This is a genomic window from Falsiroseomonas stagni DSM 19981 (genome assembly GCF_900114315.1).
In the GTDB taxonomy this organism is placed as follows: Bacteria; Pseudomonadota; Alphaproteobacteria; order Acetobacterales; family Acetobacteraceae; genus Falsiroseomonas; species Falsiroseomonas stagni.
Genome location: NZ_FOSQ01000034.1, coordinates 1 through 10,946, shown reverse-complemented (window position 1 = coordinate 10,946; position 10,946 = coordinate 1). Strand labels below are relative to the sequence as shown.

Genomic DNA, 10,946 nt, shown 5'->3' with positions numbered 1-10,946 from the left:
CAGCCGTCATGTCGCTCCAGGCGCCCATGCCGTCATCACTCTCGATGGCGCGGGCTGGCACCAGACCGGCGGCAAGCTCCAGGTCCCGGAGAACATCAGCCTGCTACCATTGCCGCCCTACTCGCCCGAGTTGAACCCGGTCGAGAACGTCTGGCAGTTCCTGCGCCAGAACCAGCTCAGCAACCGGGTCTACGAAACCTACGACGCTATCGTCGATGCGTGCTGCGATGCCTGGAACGCCCTCATCAACGATCCAAGCCGCATCACCTCCATCGCCACCCGCGACTACGCACAGGTCAACCGTTGAGGGCGTTGGTATAACCCCTTTAAGCCGATTATGCCGATTAGGTGCATTTAGCACCGTTTTCGCGCGCCGATTTGGGACAAATTCACGGCGCGACGGTGCCGGCCGGGCGCAACTGTGGCGCTGGTATTCAGAACATAGCAGGAACATCAGCGGCGGCGCCAGCGAAAAAGCCGGTCAGCGGACCTCGATATTGTCCCCGTCCAGCAGGTCCAGCGTCACGCCGCGCAGGATGACGCTGTCCGCCCCGAGGGTCAGCAGCACATCGGCGCCGGACTGCACCATGGCGGCCTTGGCGGCGGCGACATCGGCGAAGCCGTGGCCGGCGATCACCAGCCGGTCCTCCACCAGGTTGAAATCGGTGATGAGGTCGAGGTCGGGATCGTCGTACCAGCCCGGCCGTCCGGCGCTGTCCCTGTCCAGCACGAACTCATCGGCGCCGTCGCCGCCGGTCAGCGTATCCCCGCCCAGCCCGCCATCCAGCGTATCGGCCCCGGCGCCACCCACCAGCAGGTCCGCGTTGAACTGGCCGCGCAGCAGGTCCTCGCCCTGCCCACCCGACAGCGTGTCATCGCCCTTGCCGCCATCCAGCGTATCGGCCCCGCCCAGGCCGTTCAGGGCATTGGCGCCGGTGTCGCCGATGATGATGTTCGCGCCGTCATGGCCGGTGCCGGTGGCGCCGAAGAGGCGGAGATTCTCGACCCCCGCGCCCAGCACATGGTCGATGCGGCTGACGACCCAGTCGGCGCTGCCGCCGCCCGGAAGCTCGGTCACGACATCGCCGGCCTCATCGACCTCATAGCTGTCATTGCCGAGGCCGCCCGCCATCGTATCGGCGCCCGCGCCGCCGTAGAGCGTATCGGCGCCGATCCCGCCCAGCAGCTCGTCATCCCCCTCCGCGCCGAAGAGGCGGGAGGCGTTGTCGTCGCCCTGGATCGTGTCGTCGCCGGCACCGCCATACACCGCGCCGGCGACGCCGGTGACCTCGATCAGGTCGTCGCCCTCCCCGCCATCGACGCGGTCGGGGTTGCCGGTCACCGCGATGGTGTCGTTGCCGAGGCCGCCCTGGACCACGATGACGCGGCCGCCGGCGATGATGCTGTCATCGCCCTCCCGCCCATCCAGCATCGCGGCGCCGGCTTCGGTGGAGAGCGTGTCATTGCCCCAGCCACCGAAGATCTGATCCTCGGCATGGCCACCCACCAGGCTGTCATCGCCGCCGCCGCCGAACAGCGTGGCGCCGCTGCCGCCGAGGTTCCGCAGCAGGTCGAAGCCGCCATTGCCGTTGAGATACTGCGCGCCATGCGCCGTCAGCGTGTCGTCGCCCGCCCCGCCAAGGAGGGTATCGGCCCCGGTGCCGCCATGGATGACGTCATTCGCGCCCTCACCCATCAGCAGGGAGGGGCCGGTGCCGCCGGTGATCGTATCCGCGGCCAGGCCGCCGGCGAGCGTGGCGCCGCCGGCGCCCATGTCCCGCAGCACGTCCCGGCCGGCATCGCCGCGCAGCAGGTTGGCGCCGCCCGCTTCCAGCGTGTCCTCCCCCACCCCGCCGGAGAGTGTGCTGGCGCCGCTGCCACCGGCCAGCGAATCGTGGTCGGCATCGCCGGAGAGGCGGGACGCGCCGGTGCCGCCCGTGAGGGTATCCCTCCCGTCGCCGCCGGAAAGGGTGGCGCCGATCATGCCGTCGTCCCGCAGCAGGTCGTGCCCGGCATCGCCCTGGGCCTGGTTGGTGCCGTAGGCGACCAGCGTGTCGTTGCCGATGCCGCCGGAGAGCGTGCCGGCGCCGGCCGTGCCGGTGATGCTGTCATGCCCCGCGCCGCCATCCAGGCTGGCCGCGCCCGTGATGGTGGTGGCGAGGCTGTCGTCGCCATTCCCGCCCGAGAGAGTCGCGCCGCCGGTCAGGAAGTCGTTGCCGCGGCCGCCGGAGAGCACGGAGCCGTCGAGGCCGATCAGCGTGTCCCGGCCATCCCCGCCGTCGAGGAGAAGCCCGCCCGAGAGATAGTCGTTGCCCGTGCCGCCATCGAGCGTGGCCGTCGCGCTGCCCAGCAGCGTGTCGTCATCCGCGCCGCCGGAGAGGCTGACGGCGCCGGGCAGGGTGGCGCCGAGGATGTCATTCCCCGCCCCGCCATCCAGCACATCGCCCGCCATGCCGAGCAGCGTGTCGTTCCCGCCCTCGCCCTGGAGGGTATCGGCCTCCGCCCCGCCCTCCAGCAGGTCATGGCCGCCGCCGCCGCGGAGGAGGTCCGCGCCGTCGCCGCTGAAGACGCTGTCGGCGCCGTCGCCGGCGGCGATCCGGTCGGCACCCCCGAAGCCCCAGATGGAATCGCCGGCATCGCTGCCGGTGATGGTGTCGGCGGCATCGCTGCCATAGACGCCCTCGAATCCGCCGGCCAGGCTGTCCGTGCCGCCGGTTCCATCCGTCGCGATGCCGGTGGCGAGGTCGATGGCCGTGCCGGTGGCGGCGGCCAGGTAGGAGAGGATGTCGGCGGTGCCGTCGCCGCCCGCCAGCGTATCGCCGCCCGCGCCGCCCGCGACGGTGTCGTTCCCCGTGCCGCCATCCAGCAGGTCATGGCCCGTGCCGCCCTGCAGCACGTCCTGCCCGCCATCGCCGCGGAGCGTCGAGGCGCCGGTGCCGCCATCCAGGTAGTCCTGCCCCTCGCCACCCGAGAGGGAGGCGCCATCGGCGCCGGCGAAGAGGCTGTCATCGCCCCCCATGCCCGACAGCGTGTCGATGCCCGCGCCGCCCTGGAATTCGTTCGCCGCATCGGTGCCGGTGATGAGGTCGGCATAGGCGGAGCCGGTGACCTTCTCGAAATTCGCGAGGCCGCCGGTGGCGAAGGCCCCCTCCCCGAAGGTGAAGCCGGCCAGGTTGACGGTGAAGACGCTGCCCGCGGCGGCGCCCGAGGAGGCCGGGGTGACGCCGGAGAAGTCGATGCGGTCGATGCCGTCGCCGCCATCGATCTGATCCTCACCGGCGCCATTGGCGATGTAGTCGTCGCCGGCGCCGCCATCGATCAGCTCGTAGCCCGTGCCGCCGATCAGCGTGTCGTTGCCCTCCGCGCCGCGCAGCGTATCGGCATCCACGCCGCCCAGCAGGACGTCATCGCCTTCGCCGCCCCAGAGGCTGTCGGCGCTTTCCCCGCCATCGAGGTTGTCGTTCCCCGTGCCGCCATCGAGGGTATCGACATCAAGCCCGCCGCGCAGCGTGTCCTGCCCCGCGCCGCCTTCAAGGCTGTCCGCGCTGGCATCGCCGGACAGCACATCATGCCCATCGCCGCCCAGCAGCGTGTCGGGCGCATCGCCGCCCGAGAGGGTGTCGTCCCCGCCATCCCCGCGCAGCTCATCCTGGCTTTCCGCGCCATCGAGCAGATCGTTGCCGGCGCCGCCTTCGAGCGTATCGCCATCCAGCCCGCCGGATAGCGTATCGGCGCCGTCGCCGCCGGACAGGCTGTCCGTCCCCTGTTCGCCGTTCAGCTGGTCCTGGCCCGCTCCGCCATCCAGGGAATCGGCATCGTCGCCGCCATTGAGCGTGTCGGCACCGTCGCCGCCCAGCAGGCTGTCCGTCCCGGCCTCGGCATTCAGCAGGTCGGCATCGCCGCCGCCTTCCAGCGTATCGCCATCCGACCCGCCATTCAGCGTATCGGCGCCCGCGCCGCCGGCCAGCCAGTCCGTGCCGTCATCGCCATTGACCTCGTCGTTGCCCGCGCCGCCATCGAGGCTGTCGGCGGCGATGCCGCCGGAGAGCGTATCCTGTCCATCGGCGCCGTTCAGGCTGTCCGCGCCTTCGTCCCCGAACAGGCGATCCTCGCCGGTGCCGCCATCCAGCGTATCGGCGGCTTCCCCGCCGAAGATTGTGTCCGCATCGGAGTCGCCGAGGATCGAATCGGCGCCGTTGCCGCCGAACAGGCTGTCCGCCCCCGGGCCGCCATAGAGGGCGTCATTATCCTCCAGCCCGAAGATGGTGTCGGCACCCGCGCCGCCGACCAGGACGTCATTACCCTCATCGCCATGCAGGCGATCATCGCCGGCGTCGGCGTCCAGCGTGTCATGCCCGCGCAGGCCGAACATCGTATCGGCGCCGGTGCCCGGGGCGCCGCCGGTGACGTCGATGGACTGGAAGAGGGGGGTGGCGACGTCGTCGCCGTCACCGCCGACGATCACGGGCATGGGGGAATCCTGGCAGCAGGGCAGCACGTAGCGACGGCACTATCGACCGGATCGGCCCGGCTCCGCAACGCAGTGCCTGCGTGGCGGGCCGGGCGGCGCGGATCAGGCGTCCCGGGGCTGCGCACCGACGGGGGAAGACCAGGCGGGGGAGGACCAGGCCGGGGCGGGCAGCGCGGGCGGTGACGCCGCCGGGATGACGGCAGCGGGCTCCGCGATGCCGGTCGCGGCCAGGATATGGGCTTCGAGCGCGGCGCGGAGATCATCGCCCGGCCAGTTGCCGGGGCCGATGCTGCCCTGCCGCCGTTCTCCGTCCGGGGCCAGGCCATCGGGCCGGGTGGCGAGGGTGGCGAAGCGCAGCAGGGTGCTGGCCGGAACGCGGACGCCCTTCTCGGCCTGGACGGGGGCGATGATGGCGCTGCCATCCGCTTCCAGCGTGACGGTGACGGGACCGAAGATGCCGGTTGCGGTGACGGCTTCCGCCAGGCGGCGGGCTTCCATGCGGGCCGCTTCCTCGAAGGGGGAGCGCAGCAGCGGCGGCAGGTCCCCGGCGGGGACGTCGGGGCCCAGCTGGGCATGGCCCGCCAGGGCGGGATCGCGGGGGCGGCGGCTGACGGGGGTGCGGGCGGCGCCGACGGGCAGGGGGGCGGTGGCGACGGCGAGGAGCATGTCCTCCCGCGCGATCCGGCCCGGGGCGGCGGCGGCGAGGGTGGCGCGTTCGGTCGGGAAGAGGACGGCGTGACCCCAGAAGCAGGTGACGAGGCCCATGCCGCCGAGCGCCAGTTCGACGGGCAGGGGGAGGTGGGCGAGGGCCATGATCAGGCCCGTCCAGAGGGCGACGCCGGTGAGACCGAGGAGCCAGAAAGCCAGCTTGGGCAGCCCGCGCATGACACTCTCCCGATGCAGAGACGGACCAAATCGCGCCTCTTAAGTTATTTTTTAGATATCGCTGGGCGGGGAGGTCAAGCGGAATCGACCGATTATGCCTAATCGGGCGCATTATCTTATTATTTGGATAAAATCGCCGGGTGTGACGGGATGCGCCAGCCCGCCGCCCCCCCCGGCAGGAGGGGCGGCGATGCCGTCAGCGATTGGCGGCGGCGGCGATCCGGGTGAGTGACTCGGTGCGGCCGAGCGCCACCAGCACCGCGTCGATCGGCGGCGACTGGGTGCTGCCGGTCAGCGCGACGCGCAGCGGCTGGGCGACCTGGCCGAGCTTCACGCCCTTCACCTCCGCATAGTCGCGCAGCCAGCGCTCCAGGTCCTGCTTCTCCCACGGGGCGTCGGCCAGGAACTGGGCCAGGTCGGCCAGGCGGGCGCGGGCTTCGGGGGTGAGGAGGGCGGCGGCCTTGGCATCGGGCTCCGGCGCGCCGTCACCGATCGCGAAGATCGTGGCGGTGGCCAAATCGTCGATGGTGCGGGCGCGTTCCTTCAGGTCCGGCATCAGGGCGCGGATGCGGGCGGCGGCGGTGGTGCCGAAATCGATGCCGCGCTTGGTCAGCCGGGCGGTGACCTCATGCAGCAGGCGGTCGTCATCGGCGGCGCGGAGATAGACGGCGTTCACATGGGACAGCTTGGCGTAGTCCATGCGCGACGCCGCGCGGCCGACATCCTTGAGGTCGAAGAGCTGGATCGCGCGGTCGCGGGGCACGATCTCCTCATCGCCGTGCCCCCAGCCGAGGCGCAGCAGGTAGTTGCAGACGGCTTCCGGCAGCAGCCCCTGGTCCCGGAATTCAAGGGCACCGACCGCCCCGTGGCGCTTGGAGAGCTTGGCGCCATCCGCGCCATGGATGAGGGGGATGTGCGCAAAGGCCGGGCGGCGCCAGCCCATCGAATCATAGACCATGCATTGACGAAACGTGTTGGTGAGGTGGTCGTCGCCGCGGATGACATGGGTGATGCCCATGTCGTGGTCATCCACCACCACGGCGTGGAGGTAGGTGGGCGTGCCGTCGGAGCGCAGGATGATCATGTCGTCCAGCTCCGCGTGGTTCACGCGGACATCGCCCTGCACCAGGTCGGGGACCAGCGTCTCCCCACCCTTGGGCGCCTTGATGCGGATGGCGGGGGCGATGGAGGGGGCCTGGGACGGGTCGATCCCGATCCAGCGGCTGCCATCATATTTGAAGGGGCGCTTCTGGGCCTCGGCTTCCGCCCGGGCGGCGGCGAGTTCCTCCGGCGTGTCATAGGCGAGATAGGCCTGGCCCTTGGCGAGCAGCTCGCGCGCGACCTCGGCGTGCCGGGCTTCCCGGGTCGATTGCATCACCGGGGGCTCGTCCGGGGAGAGGCCGAGCCAGGCCAGGCTTTCGAGGATCTGGTCAACGGCCTGCTGGGTGCTGCGGGACTTGTCCGTATCCTCGATGCGCAGGAGGTACTGGCCGCCATGGCGGCGCGCGAAGAGGTAGTTGAACAGCGCCGTGCGGGCACCGCCGATATGGAGGTAGCCCGTGGGGGAGGGGGCGAAGCGGGTGCGGACCGACATGGCTTCCAGTTCCGGAAACGGCGAGGCAGGGCCGTCCGGGTAGCGCAGATCGGCGCCCGCCGGAACTGCCGGCGGGCGCCGATCACCGCGCTACATGGAACGGGGACCGAAATCCCAGGGCGCGCGGTTGGCTTCCTGCGCCGCATCCATCCGCGTCAGGCCGATATCCTTCAGCATGTGGTCATCCATCTCCGCGAGGTAGCGGCGGGTGGTGACGGCACGCAGCGCCTGGCCGAGCCAGTCCAGCCAGGTGTGGCCCCCGGCGGCCTTGCGGCGGAGGGCGCGGCCGCTCTGCCGCAGGGCGCCTGGAGAGATCACGAAGCCGGACATGGTCTGATTTCCTTCTGCTGCCGGCCCCCGGGCCGGGGGCTGGCGTGTGGTGGCACCGGAAGGATCGGATAGCGGGAAGGATCAGTAAAACGAGTTCTGTTGACGTCACGCATCAGGATTGTTGATGATGGGTCCATGGCAGCCCCACCCCCTGGCCTCGACCCCGACCTGCTGCGCAGCTTCGTGCTGATTGCGGAGGGAGGGTCCTTCACCCGCGCCGCGGAACGCGTCGGGCGGACGCAGAGCGCGATCTCCATGCAGATCCGGCGGCTGGAGGAGATGCTCGGCCATCCCCTGCTGATGCGCACGCCGAAGGGGGTGCAGCCCACGCCGCAGGGCGCCTGGCTGCTGGACCGGGCGCGGGAGATGCTGGCGCTGAACGACGAGATCATCGGCAATTTCCGCGCGCCGCCGATGGTGGGGACCGTGCGGCTCGGCACGCCGGACGACTACGCGCTGAACTGGCTGCCGCAGATCCTCGCCCGCTTCGCGGAGACCTATCCGGCGGTGGAGCTGGACGTGACCTGCCTGAACTCGGACGTGCTGGCGGAGCGGTTCCGGGAAGGGCGGCTCGACATGACCCTGCTGACGGAGGGGCATGAGGCGCCGGACAGCGCCGCGCAGCGCATCTGGCGCGGGCCGTTGCGCTGGGTGGGCAGCCCGCGGCATGGGCTGCACCGGCGGGAACCGCTGCCCCTGGCGCTGGCCTTGCCGGCCTCCGACTGCCCCTGGCGGAATGCGGCGCTCGGCGCGCTGCGCAAGGCGGGACGGGCGGCGCGCGTGACCTACAACTCCGCGACCCAGACCGGGTGCTTCACCGTGGCGCTGGCCGGCCTGGCGCTGACGGTCAGCACGCCGACAACGCTGCCGGAGGGGCTGTCCTGGATGGGGGAGGGGGAGGGTCTGCCGGCCCTGCCGGAGATGGGCATCCTGCTGCTGCGTCACGAAGCCGCGATGGGCGTGCCGGCGGCGGATGCGCTGGCGCGCCACATCGCGGAGGGATTCGGCCGGGCGGGCGTGCCGATCGCGGCGTGATGGATCAGTTCGCATCTTGATCGACCGGCCCCGCCATGCGGCAATGGGGCCAAGGGATCGGGGAGAACCAAGATGATGAAGCGTCGCAACCTGCTGGCCGTCGCATCCATGGGCGCGGGCTTGGCCGTGCCGCATGTCGCCGGCGCGCAGGGCGCCTGGCCGGACCGGCCGATCCGCATCATCATCCCCTTCCCGCCGGGCGGGTCGAATGACACGGTGGCCCGCATCCTGCAGCCGAAGATGCAGGAGATCCTGGGCCGGCCGATCGTGGTGGAGAACCGGGCCGGTGCCTCGGGGTCCGTCGGCAATGGGGAGGCCGCGCGGGCGGCGCCGGATGGCTACACCTGGTGCCTGGCGAACGACACGCTGGCCACCAACGACACGCTGATGCAGCTGCCCTACCGCGCGGGGGAGAGCTTCACCTATTGCACCGTGGTCGGCACCTGCCCCTACGCGCTGGTGACGCATCCGCAGCAGCCCTTCCAGAATTTCGGCCAGATGGTCGCGGCGGCGAAACGGGCACCGAAGACGCTGAACTACGCGACCACCGGCGTCGGCAGCGGGGCGCATATCGCGACCGTGCTGCTGCAGCAGCGCGGCGGCTTCGAACTGGAACACGTGCCCTATCGCGGCGGCGGGCCGGCCCTGCAGGACAGCCTGGCGGGCCATGTGCCGCTGTTCATGTCCAACATCGTGATCATCCTGCCCCATATCCGGCAGGGGTCGCTCCGGCCGCTCGGCATCACGCAGAAGACGCGCAGCCGCTTCCTGCCGGATGTCGTGCCCTTCGCCGACCAGGGCTTTCCGGATTTCGAGGCCCTGACCTACTGGGTGCTGGTCGGGCCCGCGCGGATTCCGGCGCCGATCACGGCCCGGATGCAGCAGGCGGTGGCGCAGGCGCTGCAGGACACGAACGTCCAGGCCCGCATGGCCGACCAGGGTGCGGAGATCGTCGCCAGCAGCCCGCAGCAGACCGAGGCCTTCGTCCGGGCCGAGATCGACAAATGGGGCGCGGTGATCCGGGACAACAACATCCGCGCGGATAGCTGACGCGCGCGTGCCCACGCGGTCGCTTGTGCGCGGCCGCGGGGGGTGGCATGTGGCGGGAAAGGGCCGTTGCCCGCCATTTCCGGGGAGGAATCCTGCGCATGTTCCAGCGCCGCACTCTGATCGCCTTGTCCGCCATGGGGTCCGCCGCGGGTATCGCCGCGCCGTCCATCCTGCGGGCGCAGGCCACCTGGCCGGACCGGCCCATCCGCCTGATCGTCCCCTGGGCGCCCGGCGGGTCCACCGACACGATCGCCCGCCTGTTCCAGCCGCGGCTCGCCGCCGTGCTCGGCCAGCCCGTGGTGATCGAGAACCGGGGCGGGGCTTCCGGTGCCATCGGGGCGGCGGAGGCGGCGCGGGCGCCGGCGGATGGCTCCACCTGGATGTTCCAGTACGACAATGAGGGGCCGAACCAGACCCTCATGCGCCTGACCTACCGGACGCTGGACGCCTTCGCGCCGGTCAGCCTGGTGGCGACGGGGCCGCTGGCCATGGTCTGCCATGCCTCGACCCCCTTCCGGACCTTCAGGGACGTGGTGGAAGCGGCGAAGCGGGAGCCGGACCGGTACAATTACGCGACCTCCGGCGCCGGGGGGCTCGCGCATATCGCGACGACGCTGCTGCAGCAGCAGAACGGCTTCAAGCTGACCCATGTGCCCTATCGCGGCGGCGGGCCGGCCGTGACGGCGGCGGTGGCGAATGAGGTGCCGCTGTTCATGACGAACGTGGTCATCGTCTCCCAGCACATCCGGGCGGGCACGCTGCGGCCGCTCGGCGTCACCACGCGGACGGAAAGCCGGCACGTGCCGGGGGCGCCGAGCTTCGCGCAGCAGGGCTTCGGCGATTTCGAGGCGCCGACCTGGTGGGCCATGTTCGGACGGGCGGGCACGCCGCAGCCGATCCTGGACCGGATGCACGCCGCGCTGACGCAGGTGCTGCGGGAGCCGGAGGTGAAGGCGCGGATCGAGGAGCAGGGCTGCGACATCCAGGCCAGCGACCCCGAGACCTGCCGCCGCTTCGTGGCCAATGAGATCGAGCGCTGGGGCCAGGTGATCCGCGACAACAACATCCGCGCGGATAGCTGAGCGGGCGCGATCCTCTTTTTCTGGGGATAATTCGCGGGCGATGAGGGGGGGCGGGCCGGCATGGCCCGCCCCCTTCCTTCATCCGGGCCAGGTTTTCCCTGGGTTTCCAGCCCGGCCGGGCGGGTTCCAGGGCCAGTTTGACAGTTTGGGGTGTGGCGGATAGAAAGCGCCCACCAACGACGAGGTGGCCTTGAAGACCGGCGGAACTTCCGCTAGCTTCTCTGGCCCGCCCCGGAGGCGGTTTCGAGACAGGCAGGACCTGGTGCCCTGAGAGGGGATCGGGTTCGGGTTTGTCTCGGTTGTTCATTCAAGCTGTGTATCTGTTGAGGGAAGATAGTATGGTTGCCTTTTGGCTTCCTGCTGCTTCTGCTTTGTGTCGCGAGAGCGGTGCGGGGTGGTGGTGGAACGGGGGGAAGGGTGGCCGGATGGAAGTTTATGGTCAGTGTATGAGTTGGGCGGGTAAGGATCGCTGGATGCGGTAGGGCTGAGATGCCTTGCT

General features: G+C 70.7%; 8 protein-coding genes. 4 read left to right on the top strand and 4 right to left on the bottom strand.

Translation table 11 applies throughout. The features are described 5' to 3' along the window. A partial coding sequence (locus tag BM041_RS29550) for a transposase (RefSeq protein ID WP_175534129.1) occupies window positions 1–307 on the top strand: 307 nt, incomplete at its 5' end. Window positions 308–481: 174 nt separating this feature from the next. Here BM041_RS29550 and BM041_RS29545 read toward each other — a convergent pair. The 4 genes from BM041_RS29545 to BM041_RS29530 all read right to left on the bottom strand — a co-directional run bounded on the left by BM041_RS29545 (window position 482) and on the right by BM041_RS29530 (window position 7,280). Then, window positions 482–4,471, bottom strand: a complete 3,990-nt coding sequence (locus BM041_RS29545; RefSeq protein WP_092963657.1) for a beta strand repeat-containing protein — start codon at window positions 4,469–4,471, stop codon at window positions 482–484. A gap of 102 nt (window positions 4,472–4,573) precedes the next feature. Further along, window positions 4,574–5,356, bottom strand: a complete 783-nt coding sequence (locus BM041_RS29540) for a hypothetical protein (RefSeq protein WP_092963655.1) — start codon at window positions 5,354–5,356, stop codon at window positions 4,574–4,576. Between the two features lie 196 nt (window positions 5,357–5,552). Then, window positions 5,553–6,950, bottom strand: a complete 1,398-nt coding sequence (gene gltX / locus BM041_RS29535) for a glutamate--tRNA ligase (RefSeq protein ID WP_092963653.1) — start codon at window positions 6,948–6,950, stop codon at window positions 5,553–5,555. A gap of 90 nt (window positions 6,951–7,040) precedes the next feature. Then, a complete protein-coding gene (locus BM041_RS29530; protein ID WP_092963651.1) occupies window positions 7,041–7,280 on the bottom strand; it encodes a DUF1127 domain-containing protein in 240 nt (79 codons plus the stop codon). A 135-nt stretch (window positions 7,281–7,415) separates the two neighbouring features. Here BM041_RS29530 and BM041_RS29525 point away from each other — a divergent pair, with 135 nt between their 5' ends. From BM041_RS29525 to BM041_RS29515, 3 genes are all read left to right on the top strand, one after another. Further along, window positions 7,416–8,315: a LysR family transcriptional regulator gene (locus BM041_RS29525; protein ID WP_092963649.1), complete on the top strand. Its 900-nt coding sequence runs from the start codon at window positions 7,416–7,418 to the stop codon at window positions 8,313–8,315. A gap of 72 nt (window positions 8,316–8,387) precedes the next feature. Further along, window positions 8,388–9,365, top strand: a complete 978-nt coding sequence (locus tag BM041_RS29520) for a tripartite tricarboxylate transporter substrate-binding protein (RefSeq protein ID WP_245762315.1) — start codon at window positions 8,388–8,390, stop codon at window positions 9,363–9,365. 98 nt (window positions 9,366–9,463) lie between these two features. Further along, complete coding sequence (locus BM041_RS29515; RefSeq protein WP_092963647.1) at window positions 9,464–10,447, top strand: Bug family tripartite tricarboxylate transporter substrate binding protein; 984 nt, start codon at window positions 9,464–9,466, stop codon at window positions 10,445–10,447. Window positions 10,448–10,946 lie beyond the last annotated feature (499 nt).